This window comes from Agrobacterium sp. GW821-FHT14E08 (genome assembly GCF_058803865.1).
Genome location: NZ_JBXAPJ010000002.1, coordinates 289832 through 310665 on the forward strand (window position 1 = coordinate 289832; position 20834 = coordinate 310665).

A 20834-nucleotide genomic window follows, 5' to 3' on the forward strand; every position below is an offset into this window, starting at 1 on the left:
GCTGACAAAGCCCCGCAAGGTCCGGTAGTGCCAGAATAGGTTTCGACATGCCCGCCGTCCAGTATCCCTTTATCGATATCGCAGTGCATGAACGGGTGCGTGAAGGTTTCGGGCGCGGCGAGGCAATGGCTTTGTTTTCCCTCGACCTCCAGAGCGCCCTTTGGGCAAATGGGCGGGGTGCCGCGCTGTTCGGCACGCCGATGGTCTATGATTTTCTGGAACAGGGCCCGAAGCGGCAGGACGTGACCTTCCGGCAGCTGGCGGCGACGGCGGCGCGGCTTTCCAAGGCGGGCGACAGCCTGCCGTTCACCATTCGCATCAATGCTGGTTTCCGCAGCCTTGCGGTCACCGCCAAAGCAGAAATCATCGAGGCCGAGCCGGGCCAGCCCGCCATTCTGTTTTCCGCCCTTACCGACCAGACCGCGCCCAATACGACGGAATGCGCCCGGCGCATGATCGAAGGTTTTGACGATCCGGACATCCATATTGCGGTCATCGACGGCGAAAACGAGATTGTCGCCGCCTCGACCAAGTTTGCGTCGCTCGGCATCACGCCGCACACGGCAAGGACGCTGGTGCGGATGGCCGCAGGACAATCCGGCCATCTTGTCAAACGGCCCGTGCCGACCGGAAAGGGTTATCTGCCCGCAGCCACCGGCCAGATCACGACCTCGCCCGAACTCAACCTGCTGTTCGTGGTGGAGACCGCACTCGGGACACTCGACCCCGTAAACGGTTTTGCCGAGGACAGGCCGCAGGAAGCCCCGCCCGCCGCCGAGCCCGCTTTGCCGGTTGCGGAGGCTACGCCGGTTGCCGCATCGGTCGCCTCCTTCGATTCCGTCCTCGACGCGGTCGCTGACATTGAGGATGTGGACGACGTACCGGAACTGTCTTCCGACGCCGAAGACGAGATGGTGGTGGAACAGGAAGAAGACACTGTCCTGCCGGTTGCCGCAGAGGAACAGGCCGAGGCCCCGCTGGATATCTTCGTGGAGGACACGGAGACCGCGGCGAACGAGGCGATGACCGACGACATTGCCGATCTCTTCGAACTCGATGCGGATGAGCTGGAGGTTCCGGCGACCGACCGCATCATTGGCGAGGACCATGCTGGCGAGGCGCTCGAAGAAGCAGAGAGCGAAGCGGCAGACGTTGAAGTCGCTGAAACGGTGACGGCGGATGTCGCTTTATCGCCTGAAGACGACACCTCGGCGGCAACAGAACCAACGGAAGAGGCTCAGCCTTTTGTCTTTAATGCCGGCGCACGCGCATCCCGCTTCGTCTGGAAAATTGATGCGGAGGGGCACTTCAGCTCCATCTCGCATGAATTTGCGGAGGCCGTTGGCGCAAAGGCGGCGGCTGTCGAAGGCATGGGCTTTGCCGATGTCGCGGCGCTTTTCAACCTCGATCCGGACGGCAAGATTCGCGAGCTTCTCGGTCGTCGCGACACCTGGTCGGGCAAGACGATCTATTGGCCGGTGGAGGGCACTTCCCTCATGGTGCCCATCGATCTAGCCGCCCTGCCCACCTATACGCGCTCGCGCGAATTCGACGGTTTTCGCGGTTTCGGCATCGTGCGGCTCGCCGACGCCACTGAAGATCCCCATGCCATCGGCCTGACCTTCCTGGAAGGGGCAGAGGCTGCTCCGACTGAGGCTTTGCCGCAGCCTGCCATCGAGGATGAAAGCCACGAATTGCTGGCGTTTCTTGATGATGGCGATGAGCTGGACACAGCGCAGGCCGAGGCCGACGTGACGGAAGACGATGAAGCCCCGGCAACGGCGGCCGATATATCTGAGACGGCACTGCCCGAGGTTTCGGCCGAGGAAGAGCATCACGATTACAGCCCTCCGGAATTTGAAGTGCCGGTATTGGCAACAGTGCCAACCCCGGAGCCAGAACCGGAACCCGCTTATTCCGACAAGATCGTGCATCTTGAAGAGCGCCGCTCGCGCTCCCGCGAGGGGCTGACCGCAGGCGAACAGGCCGCCTTCCGGGAAATCGGCCGGACATTGGCGCCCACGGATGCTGTTTCGGACGAAAATCCGACGTCGGAGAAAGAAGCTCTTTTCGCGGAGTCGCATGTATCCGCCGATCCGGTCGTGCAGGATGTTGCCGACGATATCGATGCCGGACCGCAGGTGGACGCGCCACCCGCGATGGAGGAAGACGTCAGGACGACGGAAGCGGCCGAGGAAGACGATCTCTTCGCGGACTATGTTCGCGGCGAAGGCCCGGCACCCATTCACGCGCCGACGACCCCGATCGATACCGACGAGAAGGAAGAAGTCGCAACAGACGTGCAGCCGGTGGCCGATATTGCTGCTGCAATGGTCAGCCCGCCGCTGCGCCCCGCCGATGCGCTGAGCGCCGAAACGCTGGACCAGATGCCTGTGGCGCTGCTGGTGCATGCAGGCGACAGGCTGATCCACGCCAATCCTGATTTCCTGCGGCTTACGGGTTACGGCTCTCTCTATGAATTGCAGGAGGTCGGCGGGCTGGAGGCACTGCTGCAACGGCAGGAGCTGGAGAATATGCCTGACAATGAAGGCGGCATGGTCGTCGTCAGCGCCGAAAACGATATCATTCCGGTCAAGGCGCGGCTGCAATCCATCCGCTGGGAAGAGACCAAGGCGCTGATGCTGTCGCTGGTTCCGCTGGAAGAAAAGCAGGCACCGGTTGCAGCGGCGAATGAAAATACGGCAGCCGCCGAGATGGCGAATGCGGAGGCCGGTAGCCTTTCCCTGCTGCAGGGCGAAGTCGAGGAACTGCATTCCATTCTGGAAACGGCGACCGACGGTGTGGTGCTTCTGGGGGACGAGGGCGAAATCCGTTCGCTCAACCGCTCTGCCAGCGCGCTGTTCAACTATGACAATGGAGAGATCGCCGGGAAACCCTTCGTCACGCTGTTTGCGCATGAGAGCCAGCGCGCTGTGCTGGATTATCTCTCCGGCCTTGCCAATAATGGTGTGGCCAGCGTGCTGAACGATGGCCGCGAAGTGATCGGCCGTGAGGCTTCCGGCGGTTTTCTGCCGTTGTTCATGACCATTGGCCGGCTCAAATCCTCGCATGGTTATTGCGCTGTCATCCGTGACATCACCCAGTGGAAGCGCACGGAAGAAGAGCTGCGCAATGCCAAGCGGGCGGCGGAAACCGCCAATGCCCACAAGACCGATTTTCTGGCGCGCGTCAGCCATGAAATCCGTACGCCGCTCAACGCCATCATCGGTTTCTCCGACATGATGGCAACCGAACGTTTCGGGCCGATCGGCAATCCGCGTTATGTGGAATATGCCAATGATATTGGCCGTTCGGGCCGGCACGTGCTCGACATCGTCAACGATCTGCTCGACATCTCCAAGATCGAAGCCGGTCAGATGGACGTGGATTTCATCGCCGTGCCGCTGAACGAGACGGTGGCCGAAGCGGTCTCGCTGGTGCAGCCGCAGGCCAATAACCAGCGTGTCATCATCCGCACGGCACTTTCGCAATCCGTGCCGCAGATCGTCGCCGATCTGCGTTCGATCAAGCAGATCGTGCTCAACATCCTGTCGAACGCCATCCGCTTTACGCCATCGGGCGGCCAGATCGTCGTTTCCACCGCCTATGAGGCGAATGGCAGCGTGTCGCTGCGCATTCGCGACACCGGCATCGGCATGACGCGGGCGGAACTCGAGCAGGCCATGAAACCCTTCCGGCAGGTGGCATCATCAGGCAAGCGCGTGCGCGGCGACGGCACCGGGCTCGGCCTGCCGCTGACCAAGGCCATGGTGGATGCCAATCGCGCCAATTTTTCCATCACCTCGACACCAAATGAAGGAACGCTGGTGGAAATCACCTTTCCGTCACAGCGGGTTCTTGCCAACTGAGGCCATGCGGGCGTAGCAATGCGAAAGCCGCCGGCGCAATGGTGCCGGTTGAGGCCTTTGCACGACAGTAGACTGGCATGTCCATGACGGTTTCCCTTCCGGCAACAAGACGCTTTTCATTGTTGCCCATAACGGCGGTCATTGTCGCAGCCATTGCCGCTATGCCCATTCTGGCGATCTTCTGGCTGGCGTTGACCGGCAGCACCGAGGGATGGCAGCATCTTCTTGCCAATGTTCTGCCGCGCGCCGGATTTCGCACCTTTCTGCTTCTGGGAATGACTGCAGCGATGACCGCGTTCTTCGGCATCGTCTGCGCCTGGCTTGTCACCACATTCGAATTTCCGCTGCGGCGGGTACTCTCTGCGGCACTCGTCCTGCCACTTGCCATCCCCTCCTATCTGGCCGCCTATGCTTTCGGCGAGTTTCTGGATTTCACCGGCCCGGTGCAGAGCGCCGTCCGCGCCGCCTTCGGTTATCACAGTATCCGCGACTACTGGTTTCCGGACATACGCTCGCTCGGTGGCGCGGTCGTGGTGCTGAGCTCGGTGCTCTACCCCTATGTCTATCTTTCGGCTCGGGCGGCTTTTTCCATGCAGGGGCGGTTTGCGGCCGAGGCCGCACGCACGCTCGGCGCAAAACCGCTGAATGTGTTTTTTTCCGTGCAATTGCCGATGGCGCGGCCGGCAATCGCCATCGGGCTTTCTCTGGTATTGATGGAAACGCTGAACGATATCGGCGCGGTCGAATATCTCGGCGTGCAGACATTGACCTTCACGATCTACGAGACCTGGCTCAATCGCGGCAACCTCGCCAATGCGACGCAGATCGCCGCCGTCATCCTGCTCATCGTCGGTGTGTTGATCGTCATTGAACGCAATGCCCGCGAAAGACAGCGCTTTGCCGCGCCGAAAGCCACCAGCATGGCGCAGCGCCACCGGCTGAAACAGCTTGGGGGCTGGCGGCGCTGGTCCGCGAGCCTGTTCTGCCTGCTTCCCGTTTTGAGCGGCTTCCTTATTCCCGTCATCGTTCTTGGCGGTTACGCCGTGAAAAGGCTGGATGCGCTGTTTGCACCCAAGCTTCTGAAAGCGCTCGGGCATAGTCTTGAGGTCTCGCTTTCCGCCGCCTTCGTGACGCTGATTGCGGCTTTCGTCTTTTCATACGCCATCCGCACCGAGCGCTCCCGCACTTCAAAGGTGGCCGCGCGCCTCGGCTCCATGGGCTATGGCGTGCCGGGAACGGTGCTTGCGATAGGCGTGCTCATCCCGCTGGCCGGTCTCGACAATCGCGTTGACGGGCTCATCCGGTCACATTTCGGGTTTTCAAGCGGCCTTCTGCTTTCCGGCACCGCCTTTGCCATCATCTACGCCCATAGCGTACGCTTCATGACCATGGCGGAAGGCACGCTCGATGCCGGTTTCCAGAAGCTTTCGCCGCATATCGACATGGCCTCGCGGACGCTTGGTCGCAACCGGGCGCAGACGCTGTTCAAGGTACTGTTGCCCAATATGCGGCCTGCGGCGCTGACCGCCTTTCTGCTGGTCCTGATCGAATCCATGAAGGAGCTGCCGGCAACGATCCTGCTCAGGCCTTTCGGCTTCAACACGCTTGCCACACTGGTCTATGAGGATGCCTCCCGCTCGCGGGTGCAGGATGCCGCCGTGCCGGCCATCATCATCATTCTCGCCGGTCTTATACCCGTGCTTCTCGTCTCAAAATCGATGGATCACCCGGAAAACCGCTGAACGTCACTCAACCTGGCGACAAAAAGAAAGGCGGCCTTGCGACCGCCTGTATTAGTTGTGCTTTTTCAACGAGAGAAAGGGGGACAACCTCGCCATATGGAAATTATCAATCCCGGCTATCAAAATTTTGACAGCCCTGCGTTGGGTTTACTTTCCGCCAACTCCTATTAACAAGCGGTTAAAACCAAAATCGATCAATTACCGACGATAATTCCTATTTTTAGACCTTAGAGGCCCAAAATTAAATTATGAGTTTCTAATTTCCTTGCGATTACAACAGTAACGCGCAGAAATCGAAACGGACCATTCCATCAGTGGCGCGCGGCCGCGTGCTCGTCCCTCATCCGCTGGAGCTCGGTGCGTTTAGAGGCGATGGAAGCGACAATCACGCCGATGGTGACGAGGCCAATGAGGATCGTGCAGATCGCGTTGATTTCCGGCGTCACGCCGAGGCGAACCTGGGAATAGATCTTGATCGGCAGCGTGGTTGCGCCGGGACCGGTTGCGAAGCTGGCGATCACGAGATCGTCGAGCGACAGGGTGAAGGCCAGCATCCAGCCGGCGATGACGGCGGGGAAGATCAGCGGCAGGGTGATGCGGAAGAAGGTCTTGACCGGCGGGCAGCCGAGATCGAGCGCCGCCTCCTCCAGACTCCGATCGAAGGTCAACAGGCGGGACTGCACGACGATCGCCACGTAACACATGGTGAAAGTCGTGTGGGCGATGACCACCGTCCAGAAACCGCGATCCACCCCGACGGCCACGAACAGGAGCAGCAGCGACAGGCCGGTGATGACCTCAGGCATGACGAGCGGCGCATAGATCATGCCGGAAAACAGCACCCGTCCCGGGAAGCGCGCGAAGCGGGTGAGCGACAGCGCCGCCAGCGTTCCGAGGATGGTGCCGATGGTGGCGCTGAGGATGCCGACGCGCAGCGTCACCCAGGCGGCATCCATCAGCCCCTGGTTCGACCACATGGAGCGGTACCATTGCAGCGAAAAGCCGCCCCAGACGGTGACGAGCTTGGAAGCATTGAAGGAATAAACGATCAGGATGATGATCGGGATATAAAGAAAGGCAAAACCGAGGGTGAGGACGGTGATGTCGAATTTTCCACGCTTCATGGCCTCACCCCACCTTCTTCTGCTGGTTCTGGAAGATGGCGATGGGCACCACCAGCAACAGCAGCAGCAGCACCGCCACGGCGGAAGCCAGGGGCCAGTCGCGGTTGCCGAAGAATTCCGTCCACAGCGTCTTGCCGATCATCAGCGTCTGCGCGCCGCCGAGCAGATCAGGGATGACGAATTCGCCTGTTATCGGAATGAAGCAGATCATCGAGCCGGCGACGACGCCCGGCAGCGAGAGCGGGAAAGTAATCTTCCAGAAGGCCTTCCATGGCGGGCAGCCGAGATCGGCCGCCGCTTCCAGCAGCGTATTGTCGAGCTTTTCCAGCGCCGAATAGAGCGGCAGCACCATGAAGGGCAGATAGGAATAAACGATGCCGATGAAGATCGCCGTCTCGGTGCGGAAGATATTGACCTGCTGGTCGGGTCCGAGAAAACCGAGCCATTGGAACAGCACCGTCAACAGGCCTTCCGGCTTCAGAATGCCGATCCAGGCATAAACGCGGATCAGGAACGAGGTCCAGAACGGCAGGATCACCAGCATCACCAGCGTCGGCCGCACGGCTGAAGGCGCGCGCGCCATGGCAAGCGCCATGGGATAACCGATCAGCAGCAGCAGGAAGGTGGAGATGAAGGCGATGCGCAGCGATGACAGATAGGCGTCGATGTAAAGCGGGTCTTCCGTCAGGAAGAGGTAGTTTTCGAAATCCAGTTCGGAGAAGAACGCTCCGAGCTTCGAAAACCCTTCGAAGACCGGCGTATAGGGCGGCATCGAGATTGCCGTATCCGACAGCGATATCTTGAGAATGATGAAAAACGGTGCTGCAAAGAACAGCAGCAGCCAGAAATAGGGAACCGCGACGACCAGCCAGCGCCAGGGGCTCTGCCGGTTTTCGGGAGTGGTGATCGCCATGAAAGCCTCCCTCAGCGTGTCAGGACAAGACCTGAATCCGGTTTCCAGTTCAGCCACACCATATCGCCGAAGGTGATCGGGCGGTCGACGAGACGCGAGACATTCGCCTGCGCGGCACGGATGACACGGCCATCGGCAAGCTTGACGATGAAGACCGAGAAGTCGCCGAGATAACCGATATCCCAGACCTCGCCATAGGCGGAATTGACGCTGCTGTCGGCGGGCTGGTCGAGCGAGATGCGGACTTTTTCCGGGCGGATGGCGTAAGCCACCTGACTACCGTTTGCGGCAGCACATTCCTGCTCCACCGCAACCTTCAGCCCGTCGCAATCAAGCGTCACCAGACCGGGTTTGCCGACATCCGAGGCGTTGGCGACAACCCTGGCGTCGAAAATATTGATGTCACCGATGAAGTCAGCCACGTAGCGGGTGTTCGGCGCTTCGTAAATCTCGGCCGGCGTCGCCACCTGCACGACATTGCCCTTGTCCATCACCGCAATCCGGTCTGACACCGTCATCGCCTCTTCCTGATCGTGCGTGACGATCAGGAAGGTGAGGCCGAGATTGGTCTGAATGTCCATCAGCTCGAATTGCGTTTCCTCACGCAGCTTCTTGTCGAGCGCACCGAGCGGCTCATCGAGAAGAAGCACCTTCGGCCGCTTAGCAAGCGACCGGGCGAGCGCCACACGCTGCCGCTGACCGCCGGAAAGCTGGCTGGGCTTGCGTTTGGCGAATTCACTGAGTTTGACGAGCCGCAGCATCTCCTCGACGCGGGAAGCGATTTCCGCTTTTGGCAGGCCGTCCTGTTCGAGACCGAAGGCGATGTTCTTTTCCACCGACATATGCGGGAAAAGCGCATAGGACTGGAACATCATGTTGGTGGGACGCTTATAGGGCGGCACGCCGGAAATATCCTTGCCCTGAAGCAGGATACGGCCCTCGGTCGGCTCCTCGAAACCGGCCAGCATGCGCATCAGCGTGGTCTTGCCGCAGCCGGAAGGGCCGAGCAGCGAAAAGAACTCGCGCTCGTAAATATCGAGCGTCAGATTGTTGACGGCGACAAAATCGCCGAAACGCTTGGTGACGTTTTCAAAACGGATGAAGGGCACCGCATCGGGGTTGTCCCACGGGCTGAATTTACGTTTGACCGGCCCCAGAGTTTTCGCCATGCACCCTACCCTCAAATCCCGTTGGTCTTGTCGATTTGAGCATCGGACCGAAAACCGCTTATATTTTTCGGTCGGATGCCTGGGGCGGGCAACGCCGGCAGGTGAAGTGACCTGCCGGCAAAAGCATCAGAGAAACAGGCCCGCCGGCCGTTTCTCAACCAGCGGACTGCGGTGTCAGCTGCCGGTCTTTATCTGCGTCCAGACGCGGTTCAAAACACGCTGTTCCTTCGGTCCGTAAGGCGAGATGGTGAAGAGCTTCTTCATCGTCTCGGCATCGGGATAAACGGCGGGATTCTTGGAAACGGACTCGTCCATCAGCGCCTGCGAGGCAAGGTTGCCATTGGCATATTGAACATAGTTCGATGCCTTGGCGATGACTTCCGGCCGCATCAGATAGTTGATGAAGGCGTGAGCTTCCTCGACATTCTTGGCATCCGCCGGGATGGCAAGGTTGTCGAACCACATATAGGTGCCTTCCTTCGGAATGACGTAATTCACCTCGACGCCGTTCTTGGCTTCCTCGGCACGGGTCTTGGCCTGGAGGATGTCACCCGACCAGCCGATGGTGATGCAGCTGTCGCCATTCGCCAGTTCGTCGATATAGGCGGAGGAATTGAACGTCTTCACGTAAGGACGGATCTTCGAATAGACCTCGCCGCCGGCTTCCAGATCGGCCGTTTCCTTGCTGTCGGGGTTCTTGCCGAGATAATTCATGGCGATGGCGAAGGTTTCGTCCGACGCATCGAGAATATTGATGCCGCAGGATTTCAGCTTTTCGGCATTTTCCGGCTTGAAGAGAATATCCCAGCTATCGACCGGAACATCGCCGAGAGCGGCCTTTACCTTGGCGACGTTGTAACCGATGCCGGTGGTGCCCCACATGTAGTTCACGGCATATTCGTTGCCGGGGTCGTATTTGGCCAGACGCTCGGAGACCTCAGGCCACATGTTCTTCAGATTCGGCAACTTGGACTTGTCGAGCTTCTGGAACACGCCGGCATTGATCTGGCGGGCAAGGAAAGGGCCGGTCGGCACCACCACGTCATAACCGGAGCTACCGGCCAGAAGCTTGGTTTCCACGAGTTCGTTGCTGTCGAACACGTCGTAAACGACCTTGATGCCGGTTTCCTTCGTGAAATCCGTAAGGACCGATTCGTCGATATAATCCGACCAGTTATAGACGTGGACGACCTTCTCCTGGGCCATTGCCGAGCCTGCCGCAACGAGCGCAGTGGTGAGAGCCAAGGTCAGACGGAGCGAACGCTTTTTCATGATGTCTCCTGTTTACGCATCCTCACGACGGGAGCGTGATCCCCTTTTTTGGGAGAGACTAGAAAGGAAAACAGAAGGGAGCAAGCGGGAAATGTGCAGCACAGCATTTTCAACCAAATGTGTTCCGGCCGGGAAAAAGCGAATGGAAACACCTACTGGAAGTCGAAAACACTGAGGCCGGTCACCATTTCATCAAGCCCGAGCGGCCTTGTGAGCGGTGCTTCGGCCCGCGACAGACAGCCCTGCCTTTCGCACAGCCGGCATGAGGGGCCGACGGCGACGGGCGCGGCACCCGAAGCGGCGCCGCCATAGACCGTCTCTCCGGCCTGAGCGAGATCGCAGCCGAGAAGCACCGCCGTGCGCCTCACCCTTTCACCGAAACCCGCCTGCGGACCTTCCAGCGTGCGCGAAACGGTCAGGAAAGCGTCGCCATCCGGCATCTCCACCGCTTCCACCAGCACCTGTCCCGGCTGGCCAAAAGCGGCATGGATGTTCAGACGCGGACAGAGGCCGCCGAACCGCGCCCTTGGAAAACCACTGGCCCCGGCAAGACGGAAACGGTTGCCGGCATTGTCGATCTCCATCAGGAAAAACGGGATCGCCGCGGCTGACGGCCGTTGCAGGCTGACAAGACGGTTGGCTGCCTGTTCGAAAGAAACGTTGAAACGCGAGCGCAGGACATCAAGGTCATATCTGGCACGCTGGGCGGCGCTGAGGAATGCGCCATAGGGCATCATCAACGCATGGGCGGCGTAGCGCGCCAGCTCGAAGCGGGCGATGCGCCTCGCCTCCTCCCCTTTCAGGCCAAGCCCTTCGAGCTCCGTGCCGATTTCTTCGCGAAGCGCCAGAAGACAGGTCTCCATGGCCATTTCCCGCAATTGGTCAGGCTGCGACAGGCGTTCGGATAAAAACAGCCGCATCGAATGGCGGTCATAACGCCGCCTGAGATTCGGCATGGCATGAACCGGCAGGGTGCGGACCACGATGCCGTGGTTTTTCTGAAGCCATGCACGAAGGCCGGAGGCGAGATCGTCTCCTGCCGATAAGTGTTTGTGGAGTTCTTCCGCCGCCGCATCGATGGCATGGAAATAGGCCGGCCGGTTTTCAAAGACATGTCGCACCTCGTCGATCGGCAGGCGGGTGGAGGAGAGCGCCGTCTCATGCCCTTCCCGCGCCAGAAGATCGGAGAGGTCGGAAAGGCGCTGCGCCTGTTCCCTATAGGCCCGATAAAGCTTGAGGACACCGCTTGCCGCATTGGGCGCGGCATCGGCCACCTCGATCAGTTCCTGCGGTGACGGCACCTCACCGACCAGCAGCGGATCGGCAAAGACCTCGCGCAGCTGCCCGGCGGAACCGGCGCTTTCGCCCTGCAGGTCATCCAGATCGACCTTGTAGACGGAGGCCAGCTTCAAAAGCAGCTGCACCGTCAGGGGTCGCTGGTTGCGCTCTATGAGATTGAGATAGGACGGCGAAATCGCCAGCGCCTCGGCCATGGCCGTCTGCGTCAACCCAAGACCGTTGCGAATGCGGCGCACGCGCGGGCCTGCAAAAATCTTGTTTTCCGACACCGCCTCGCCTCCCCGCGCCTGCGACTCATACAAATCTGTTACAAATTCGCGGGGTGCAGGACTTTTACAAAATTTACAATTTTACATCTCCACCCTGTCACGCACTCTACAGGATAACCTCTTTCAAGTCACTGTTTTTATGTTTGTTCTGGCACTCAAATCTCGAAAAATGTAAATGTAGTCACATCAAACGGCGCCAAATGATGTTGAAGACGGCCTGTTATAGAAACCGCATTTACCATGGGAGAGAGAAGTATGACGGATTTTTACAAACTTGTTCCGGGCGCACCGCAGGGACGTTTCGACGGCATCGAGCGCACCTACACCGCCGCCGACGTGGAACGGCTGCGCGGCTCCGTCGAAATCCGCCATTCGCTGGCCGAGATGGGCGCGAACCGGCTGTGGAAGCTGATCAACGAGGAAAACTTCGTAAACGCGCTCGGCGCGCTTTCCGGCAACCAGGCCATGCAGATGGTTCGCGCCGGGCTGAAGGCGATCTATCTCTCCGGCTGGCAGGTTGCTGCGGATGCCAATACGGCATCGGCCATGTATCCGGACCAGTCGCTTTATCCGGCCAATGCCGCGCCGGAGCTTGCAAAGCGTATCAACCGCACCCTGCAGCGCGCCGACCAGATCGAGACGGCGGAAGGCAAGGGCCTTTCGGTCGACACCTGGTTCGCGCCGATCGTTGCCGATGCGGAGGCCGGTTTCGGCGGACCGCTCAACGCCTTCGAAATCATGAAGGCCTTTATCGAGGCAGGTGCGGCGGGTGTTCATTATGAAGACCAGCTGGCATCGGAAAAGAAATGCGGCCATCTCGGCGGCAAGGTTCTGATCCCGACGGCGGCGCATATCCGCAATCTGACGGCGGCGCGGCTTGCGGCTGACGTTATGGGTGTGCCGACGCTGGTTATCGCCCGCACGGATGCGGAGGCCGCGAAGCTCCTGACCTCCGACATCGATGAGCGCGACCAGCCCTTCGTGGATTACGATGCCGGCCGCACCGTCGAGGGTTTCTATCAGGTCAAGAACGGTCTTGAGCCCTGCATCGCCCGCGCCGTTGCCTATGCGCCCTATTGCGACCTGATCTGGTGCGAGACATCAAAGCCGGATCTCGAGCAGGCGCGCAGGTTTGCGGAAGGTGTGCACAAGGTGCATCCGGGCAAGAAGCTTGCTTACAATTGCTCGCCGTCGTTCAACTGGAAAAAGAACCTCGATGACGCAACGATTGCCAAGTTCCAGCGCGAGCTGGGTGCGATGGGCTACAAGTTCCAGTTCATTACGCTGGCCGGTTTCCACCAGCTGAATTTCGGCATGTTCGAACTGGCGCGTGGTTACAAGGATCGGCAGATGGCGGCCTATTCCGAGCTTCAGGAAGCGGAATTCGCGGCCGAGGCCAATGGTTACACCGCCACCAAGCACCAGCGCGAAGTCGGCACCGGCTATTTCGACGCCGTTTCGCTCGCCATTTCCGGCGGCACGTCTTCGACCACCGCCATGAAGGAATCCACCGAGCACGACCAGTTCCGCCCGGCGGCCGAATAAAATCGAAAAACTGCCCTTCCCGGTGACGGGAAGGGCTTGCAAACCGGATCAAGAACCCCAACCAATAATGAGAGGAGAAATGCCATGATTGCCCATAACCCCATCAAGACCCACGTCAAGGAACGCGCCGAGGAACAGTCCTCCGCCATGACGCAGGATCAGCAGGCCGCCATCCGCATGCTGGCCAACGATCTGCACCGCCTTAACCAGGCCGTCATGAAAGCCGTCGAGGCCGGCGTTTCCGTCGAGTTGGTCCGCTCGGCCCGTCACCATGGGGGCGGCGGCAACTGGGGCGATCTTCTGATCCCGGTCATCGTCGCGCAGGGAAGTGCCGCCGCCTGAAACGGCCTTCTCTCTATGCCGGGCGGCTTTTGCGCCCGGCATAGAGATCGGAATGGCTCTTGATCAGACGGGTCATCCGATCCGCCACCGTCCTGATATCACGGCGGTGGCGATCGTCATTGTTCATGACGATCCATTGATTGTGGCGAAGGCTCTCCAGCTCGTCACCTTCCCGAACGAGGCGCGCATCGGCATCGCCCACGAAACAGGGAAGCACGGCGACCCCCGCCCCGGCCAACACCAGGTCGAGAAGCGCCGTCGGCCGGTTCACCGTTACCACGATCTCGTTGTTACGATTTTCATGCGGCCAGCGCAGATAGGTTGAAATAGCGTTTTCCTCCGCCACCGCCAGCCACCGATCAGCAACGGTAGTGGCGGCGTTGCGCAGCCTGTAGGGCGCATAGGCCACCTCCCCCGTCCTGACGGCGGCAAGGTTCTTTTCCTGCGGTTCGAAAGCGCGAATGCCGATATCATTTTCGCGATGGGCCAGAGACGCCCTCTGTTCGGCAATGAAAAGATCGATGCGGAAATCGTCGCGATCCGTGCAGATGGCGGAAAAATTCCCGGTCAGTAGCCAGGCGTTCCAGGTGCCGACGGCAATACGCACCACAGACGAGGCCGACGACGCCTTCTGCCATCCCTCGATGTCCCTTGCCGCATTCTCCATCGCCTGAAGTCGATCAAACAGCGTGCGGCCATCCGCCGTCAGCGCGTATCCCGTCTGGCTGCGCTGGAACAGCGCCTTGCCGATACGCTCCTCCAGCTCGACCATGCGCCGCCCCACAGTCGCGGGACTCAAGCCCGTCAGCGCCGCGGCACCCGTCAGACCGCCGCTGCGTGACACATCAAGGAAAAGCTGGTAGGAATCCCAGGTGACGTTTTTCATTGGTGAAAAACGTAGCGCATTTTCTTGCGCAGATAAATCAAAAAACGGCGCGCATCATGGCCCTCCGCATTAGAAGGAGAGCGACATGCACGCGATTTTTGCAGCCCGGGCCATCATCGAAAACCAGCAGCCGCGCACACGGCGCGAAGCCGTTTTGCAGGAAGAGAAATTTTATACTGATATGGCCGAGGCGTCTCAGCCATGGCGGCTTTTCAGCGCGCTCATCAGCTTGATAAAAGCGAAGGGCTGCCGATCAGTAAAAGAGGGCGATCAGGGCTGCCAGAGCACCGGCGGCGATGAGGCTCAGGCGAAAGGCCAGTTGTCGGCTCTCGTTGTCAGTGCGAGCGATGGCAATGGCGCGAGGGCGGCGATGTGCAAATCTGTTCATGCGCGGGTTCCTGACGAAAAACTCAACCGACCCATGCCCTGTTGAGGGCCTCCAGCAGGACATCATGTGCAGCGGGATCACTTGAGTACCCCGGCTTTGCTGGCATTCACTCAGGATGACTCCGCGCCCGTTAACAGAATGTTAAAGGGCGCGGCAGAACCACAAACTCTACTAACTGGAAATGAAGTCGGCGAACAGGCCGCATCCGCACGCCGTCACCCCGGACTAGATCCGGGGTGACGGCGCGATCAAGTCCTTGATCGCAAGAGGCTCTTCAGGGCGCAGGCGCGCCGTTACTGGATTCCGGCTCAAGGCCGGAATGACGGAAGAGAGAATACTTCAACAGTCCGAGACCGTATCACGCGAATTCGCCGGCCGCCTGCCCGGACGCCCAGGCCCACTGGAAATTATACCCGCCGAGCCAGCCGGTCACATCAACGCATTCGCCGATGAAATAGAGGCCGGGCAAGGATTTCGCCGCCATGCTGCGGGAATCGAGGCCGGTCGTGTCCACGCCGCCGAGCGTGACCTCCGCCGTGCGATAACCTTCCGAACCGGCGGGCTTGATCTGCCAGTCCTGTACCTCGCCCGCCAGATTTGCCAAAGCCTTGTCGGACATATCCGCCAGATGGCCGGTGAGGCCGGATTGTTCGACGACGTATTGGGCAAGACGCTTCGGCAGGATTTCCGACAGGGCCGTCTGGGGCGACTGGCGACCGTTCTTCTGTTTCGCCTGCTTCAGCAGCGCAGCTATATCGCGATGCGGCTCGAGCTTCAGGCGGATGGCATCGCCTTCACGCCAGCAGGAGGAGATTTGCAGGATGGAAGGGCCGCTCAAGCCGCGATGGGTGAAGAGCAGCGCTTCCTCAAACGAGGTCTTGCCGTGATAGACCTCGGCTGGAACCGCCACACCGGCAAGCGGGCTCAGTTTTTCCAACGAGGCGGGATCAAGCGTCAGCGGCACGAGGCCCGGACGAGTCTCGATGAGTTTGAGGCCGAATTGTTCGGCGATCTGATAGGCAAAACCGGTCGCCCCCATTTTCGGGATCGATTTGCCGCCCGTCGCCACAATGAGGCTTTCCGCCTCGATGACGCCGCCGGATGTCGTGACGCGAAAACGGGCGCCATCATGGGTGACGGCTGAAACTGAAGTTTCGAGCCGCAGCTTCGCATTCACCGCCTGCATTTCGCCAAGCAGCATACGGATGATTTCCTTGGCGCTGTCATCGCAAAAAAGCTGGCCGAGCGTTTTTTCATGCCAGGCGATGCGATGTTTTTCGACAAGAGCGATGAAATCGCGCGGTGTGTAGCGAGCGAGTGCGGATTTGGCAAAATGCGGGTTGGCGGAGATATAATTCTTCGGCCCGGCATGGATATTGGTGAAGTTGCAGCGGCCGCCGCCGGAGATGCGGATCTTTTCGCCCGGCGCTTTCGCATGGTCTAGAATGACGACGGAGCGGCCGCGCTGGCCGGCGCGGACGGCGCACATCATGCCGGCGGCGCCCGCCCCCAAAATCAGCACGTCACATTTCTCTGTCATCATTCCATCCGATCCGTTTCCTCTCCTCTTTTCGAAGTGCCGCCGCTTGTCAATGGCGCTTTCCCCCTCGCCAATTGCCAAACTCCGGTTATGATGGCGCCAGTCGAAACACAGACCCGGTGATACATGCCCCCGAAGAAAACCATGCTCCGCCCGAAGAAACAGGCAACCATGGCAAAGACACCTCCCCTCGACCTTTCCTCCACCCGTGGCGTTTCCTCCTGGCGCGAAGCCGCGCAATGGTTGAGGGCGCGCGGTATCGAGGACATAGAATGCATCACCCCCGATCTTGCCGGCGTTGCGCGCGGCAAGATGATGCCGACGGCGAAGTTTACGGGGGATACCTCGCTTGCCTTGCCATCCGCGCTCTACCGCCATACGATATCAGGCGAATATCCTGACGAGACCGCAAACTTCCGCTATGAGCCGCGCGACAGCGATCTGAAGCTGGTGCCCGATCTCTCCACCCTCTCCGTCGTGCCGTGGGAGAGCGACCCGACCGCGCAGGTGATCTGCGACGTCGTGGATGCCGAGGGTAATTTCGTTCCCTATACGCCGCGCAACGTGCTGAAAAACGTGCTGTCGCTCTATACCGAAAAGGGCTGGAAGCCGGTTGTCGCGCCGGAAATCGAATTTTACCTCGTCGCCATGAATGACGACCCGGACTATCCCCTGCATCCGCCGAAGGGCCGGTCAGGCCGCTCCATCGTCGGCGGGCAGAGCTATTCCATCGCCGGCATCAACGAATTCGACGAGCTGATCGACGACATCTATCACTTCTCCGAAAAGCAGGGCCTCGAGATCGATACGCTGATCCACGAGGAAGGCCCGGCGCAGCTGGAAATCAACCTGCGCCATGGCGATCCGATCGAACTTGCCGACCAGGTATTCCTGTTCAAGCGCACCATTCGTGAAGCGGCGCTGAAACACGGCATCTACGCCACCTTCATGGCCAAGCCGATGCAGGGCCAGCCGGGTTCGGCCATGCATATCCACCAGTCGGTGGTGGAGATCGACAGCGGCCGCAATATTTTCTCGAACAAGGATGGCGGCCCTTCCAAGGAGTTCTTCGCTTTCGTGGGCGGCATGCAGCGTTATGTGCCGAACGCGCTCGTCATGCTCGCGCCCTATGTGAATTCCTATCGCCGCCTGACGCCCGACATGGCCTGCCCGGTCAACAATGCCTGGGGTTACGACAACCGCACGACCGCCTTCCGCGTGCCGATTTCCGGCCCGCAGGCGCGGCGCGTCGAAAACCGCCTGCCGAGCTCCGACGCCAATCCTTACCTCGCGCTTGCCGCTTCGCTCGGCTGCGGCTGGCTCGGCATCGTCAACAATATCGAGCCGACAGAACCCACCGCCGATACGGCCAATGAAGGCTCCATCGACCTGCCGCGTGGTCTCCTTGAGGCGGTCGCGTTGCTGGAAGGCGAAGAGCAGTTCGACCGGGTGTTCGGCCATGAATTCGTCGGCCTCTATGCCGGCCTGAAACGTGGAGAGTTCGAGACCTTCATGCAGGTCATCAGCCCCTGGGAGCGGGAATTCCTGCTTCTCAACGTGTAAGGGGTTCGCAGCATGACATGGCAAAGCCCGATTGCGCCGGGAATTTCCTGGTATCAGGCAACAGTCGGCGAGCGGCCGGACTATCCCGCCCTCGACGGATCGAGAGAAGCGGATGTCGCCATTATCGGCGGCGGTTATACCGGCCTCCAGGCCGCCTGTAACCTCGCCGAAAACGGTGTCTCCGTCACCCTGATCGAAGCGCATCGCTTCGGCGATGGCGCTTCCGGCCGCAATGGCGGGCAATTCGGCACTGGGCAGCGCTCCTTTCCGGACGAGATGGAAGGCGAGATCGGCTTCGAGCAATCAAAGCTTTTGTTCGATATTGCCGAGGACGCCAAGAATTATGTGCGCGACTTCGCCAGCCGCCGTGGCATCGACATGGAATATCTGCCGGGGCAGCTCTATGTGGCGCACAAGGCTGCCTATGAGGACGATTATCGCAGAAGCGTCGATGCGATGAATAATCGTTATGGCTATCCGCATATTTCCTACATGGAACGCGGAGAAGCGCGCAAACGTGTGGGGTCTACCCATTATTTCGGCGGCACGCGCGATACCGGCACCGGCCATATCCATCCGCTGAAACTGCTGGTCGGGCTGGCAAAAGCGGCGAAAGATGCGGGTGCCGGCATTTACGAAATGACGCCGGCGCAATCCATTCGCCAGGCGGGCGGCAAGACAATCATCGAAACACCCTCGGGCACGATCACCGCGACGCGGGTGCTGATCGCGACCAATGCCTATATCGGCAATCTGGAACCGGTGACGGCGGCCCATATCATGCCCATCCGGTCCTTTATCGGCGCCACCGCACCGCTCGACGCCTATCCCGACATCATTCCCGGCAAGGAAGCTGTTGCCGACTCCCGCTTCGTGGTGCGCTATTTCCGCAAGACAGCCGACAACCGCCTGCTGTTCGGCGGGCGCGAAGCCTATACGGCCGATACACCGCGTGACATTTCCAGCCATATCCGCCGGCAGATCGCCGAAATCTATCCCGAGCTGAAAGCCGTCGAAATTACCCATTCCTGGGGCGGCTCCGTCGGCATTACCCTGCCGCGAAAAGTCTTCGTGCGCGAGGTCATGCCGGGCGTCACCTCCATCGGCGGTTATTCCGGCCATGGGGTGATGCTGTCGAATTATTGCGGCAAGCTCTATGCCGATCTCGTTCTCGGCAAAAAGGACATGCTGGCGCCCTTCGCGCAGTTGAAGGTGCCCGCCTTCCCCGGCGGGGCGTCGCTGCGCGCGCCGCTGCTATTTCTGGCGCTCTCTTGGTACGCGTTGCGGGATAGGTTTTAGGATAATGTTTACAGCCAGTTACCGAAACGAAACGGCCGGGCGACACCAAAATTCATAATTTCACATAACTGAGTCTGGCATTTTTAAATCGATTAGATTATTGATGCCCCAACCTTTGAAGATCGAGAGAATCGATATGAGCAGTCAGATCATTCCTGTTGAACCTTTTGATTGTGTCGTTTTCGGCGGCACGGGCGATCTTGCCGAGCGCAAGCTTCTGCCGGCGCTTTATCACCGCCAGGTCGAAGGCCAGTTCACGGAGCCGACACGCATCATCGGCGCGTCGCGTTCGGTCATGAGCCACGAGGAATATCGCAAATTCGCGCAGGACGCGCTGAAGGAGCACCTGAAGGCCGGCGAATACGACGATGCGCAGGTTGCAGTGTTCCTGAACAGGCTTTTCTACGTGCCTGTTGATGCCAAGGGCAGCAATGGCTGGGACGTGCTGAAGAAGCTGCTGGACGAGGGCAAGGAGCGCGTGCGCGCCTTTTATCTGGCCGTCGCCCCGGGCATTTTCGGCGATATTGCCGACAAGATCCGCGAGCACAAGCTCATCACCCGCTCGACCCGCATCGTGGTTGAAAAGCCGATCGGCCGCGATCTGGCTTCCGCGCAGGAACTCAACGACACCATCGGCCACGTCTTCAAGGAAGAGCAGATCTTCCGTATCGACCACTATCTCGGCAAGGAGACAGTGCAGAACCTGATGGCGCTGCGTTTCGCCAATGCGCTTTATGAGCCGCTGTGGAATTCCGCCCATATCGACCATGTGCAGATCACGGTTGCAGAAGCGGTCGGTCTTGAAGGCCGCGCCGGTTATTACGACAAGGCCGGCGCACTGCGCGACATGGTGCAGAACCATATCCTGCAGCTGCTTTGCCTTGTCGCCATGGAGCCGCCCGCATCCATGAATGCGGAAGCCGTGCGTGATGAAAAGCTCAAGGTTCTGCGCTCGCTGAAGCCGATCGACACCAGCAATGTCGAAAAGCAGACGGTTCGCGGCCAGTATCGCGCCGGCGCTTCCGCAGGCGGCCCGGTCAAGGGCTATCTGGAAGAGCTGGAAGGCGGCGTTTCCAACACCGAAACCTTCGTCGCCATCAAGGCTGAAATCGCCAACTGGCGCTGGGCCGGCGTTCCCTTCTACATCCGCACCGGAAAACGCCTCGCGACCCGCGTTTCGGAAATCGTCGTCACCTTCAAGCAGATCCCGCATTCGATCTTCGACGATGCGGCCGGCAAGATTGAGGCCAACAAGCTGGTCATCCGCCTGCAGCCGGACGAAGGCGTCAAGCAGTCGCTCCTCATCAAGGACCCCGGCCCGGGCGGCATGCGTCTGCGTCAGGTCTCGCTGGACATGAGCTTTGCCGAAGCCTTCAACGTGCGCAGCCCGGATGCCTATGAGCGGCTGTTGATGGACACGATCCGCTCCAACCAGACGCTGTTCATGCGCCGCGACGAAGTGGAAGCGGCGTGGGATTGGGTCGATCCCATTCTCAAGAGCTGGGAAGATCTGGCGCAGGGCGTGCAGGGTTACACTGCCGGAACCTGGGGCCCGAGCGGTTCCATTGCGCTGATCGAGCGCGACGGCCGCACCTGGCACGATGCCGATTGAGG

15 protein-coding genes are annotated in these 20834 nt (G+C 60.0%); 8 read left to right on the top strand and 7 right to left on the bottom strand.

What is annotated here, in order from left to right; all coding sequences use genetic code 11:
- Positions 1-47: 47 nt before the first annotated feature.
- A complete protein-coding gene (locus tag AC1ROR_RS10175) occupies positions 48-3869 on the top strand; it encodes an ATP-binding protein (RefSeq protein ID WP_498589333.1) in 3822 nt (1273 codons plus the stop codon).
- A gap of 77 nt (positions 3870-3946) precedes the next feature.
- Positions 3947-5611: an ABC transporter permease gene (locus AC1ROR_RS10180; protein ID WP_498589334.1), complete on the top strand. Its 1665-nt coding sequence runs from the start codon at positions 3947-3949 to the stop codon at positions 5609-5611.
- A gap of 311 nt (positions 5612-5922) precedes the next feature.
- On the opposite strand, the gene AC1ROR_RS10185 is transcribed toward AC1ROR_RS10180, so the two are convergent.
- From AC1ROR_RS10185 to AC1ROR_RS10205, 5 genes are all read right to left on the bottom strand, one after another.
- A complete protein-coding gene (locus AC1ROR_RS10185; RefSeq protein WP_020010469.1) occupies positions 5923-6735 on the bottom strand; it encodes an ABC transporter permease in 813 nt (270 codons plus the stop codon).
- 4 nt (positions 6736-6739) lie between these two features.
- Entirely contained in the window at positions 6740-7648 is a 909-nt protein-coding gene (locus AC1ROR_RS10190; protein ID WP_035227640.1) for an ABC transporter permease subunit, read from the bottom strand.
- 11 nt (positions 7649-7659) lie between these two features.
- Complete coding sequence (locus tag AC1ROR_RS10195; RefSeq protein WP_080833514.1) at positions 7660-8817, bottom strand: ABC transporter ATP-binding protein; 1158 nt, start codon at positions 8815-8817, stop codon at positions 7660-7662.
- A gap of 174 nt (positions 8818-8991) precedes the next feature.
- Complete coding sequence (locus tag AC1ROR_RS10200) at positions 8992-10089, bottom strand: polyamine ABC transporter substrate-binding protein (RefSeq protein WP_498589335.1); 1098 nt, start codon at positions 10087-10089, stop codon at positions 8992-8994.
- Between the two features lie 152 nt (positions 10090-10241).
- Positions 10242-11657 carry a helix-turn-helix domain-containing protein gene (locus AC1ROR_RS10205; protein WP_498589336.1) on the bottom strand — a complete coding sequence of 472 codons (1416 nt, stop codon included), beginning with the start codon at positions 11655-11657 and terminating at the stop codon, positions 10242-10244.
- Positions 11658-11912: 255 nt separating this feature from the next.
- Here AC1ROR_RS10205 and aceA point away from each other — a divergent pair, with 255 nt between their 5' ends.
- Both aceA and AC1ROR_RS10215 read left to right on the top strand, forming a co-directional pair.
- Complete coding sequence (gene aceA / locus AC1ROR_RS10210; protein ID WP_035227648.1) at positions 11913-13202, top strand: isocitrate lyase; 1290 nt, start codon at positions 11913-11915, stop codon at positions 13200-13202.
- A gap of 84 nt (positions 13203-13286) precedes the next feature.
- On the top strand, positions 13287-13544 hold the full coding sequence (locus AC1ROR_RS10215) for an SMc00767 family acetate metabolism repressor (protein WP_498589337.1): 258 nt from the start codon (positions 13287-13289) through the stop codon (positions 13542-13544).
- Between the two features lie 13 nt (positions 13545-13557).
- Here the strand turns inward: AC1ROR_RS10215 and AC1ROR_RS10220 are convergent, their stop codons facing one another.
- A complete protein-coding gene (locus tag AC1ROR_RS10220; protein WP_498589338.1) occupies positions 13558-14430 on the bottom strand; it encodes a LysR family transcriptional regulator in 873 nt (290 codons plus the stop codon).
- Between the two features lie 85 nt (positions 14431-14515).
- Here AC1ROR_RS10220 and AC1ROR_RS10225 point away from each other — a divergent pair, with 85 nt between their 5' ends.
- Entirely contained in the window at positions 14516-14863 is a 348-nt protein-coding gene (locus tag AC1ROR_RS10225; protein ID WP_498589339.1) for a hypothetical protein, read from the top strand.
- A gap of 313 nt (positions 14864-15176) precedes the next feature.
- Here AC1ROR_RS10225 and AC1ROR_RS10230 read toward each other — a convergent pair whose 3' ends face one another.
- Positions 15177-16361 (bottom strand): BaiN/RdsA family NAD(P)/FAD-dependent oxidoreductase, encoded by a 1185-nt coding sequence (locus AC1ROR_RS10230; RefSeq protein WP_498589340.1) that lies wholly within the window; start codon positions 16359-16361, stop codon positions 15177-15179.
- Between the two features lie 123 nt (positions 16362-16484).
- Here AC1ROR_RS10230 and AC1ROR_RS10235 point away from each other — a divergent pair, with 123 nt between their 5' ends.
- From AC1ROR_RS10235 to zwf, 3 genes are all read left to right on the top strand, one after another.
- On the top strand, positions 16485-17921 hold the full coding sequence (locus tag AC1ROR_RS10235; RefSeq protein WP_035227656.1) for a glutamine synthetase family protein: 1437 nt from the start codon (positions 16485-16487) through the stop codon (positions 17919-17921).
- Positions 17922-17933: 12 nt separating this feature from the next.
- Entirely contained in the window at positions 17934-19220 is a 1287-nt protein-coding gene (locus AC1ROR_RS10240) for an NAD(P)/FAD-dependent oxidoreductase (protein WP_498589341.1), read from the top strand.
- A gap of 136 nt (positions 19221-19356) precedes the next feature.
- Complete coding sequence (gene zwf / locus AC1ROR_RS10245; RefSeq protein ID WP_035227660.1) at positions 19357-20832, top strand: glucose-6-phosphate dehydrogenase; 1476 nt, start codon at positions 19357-19359, stop codon at positions 20830-20832.
- The last annotated feature ends 2 nt before the right edge of the window (positions 20833-20834 follow it).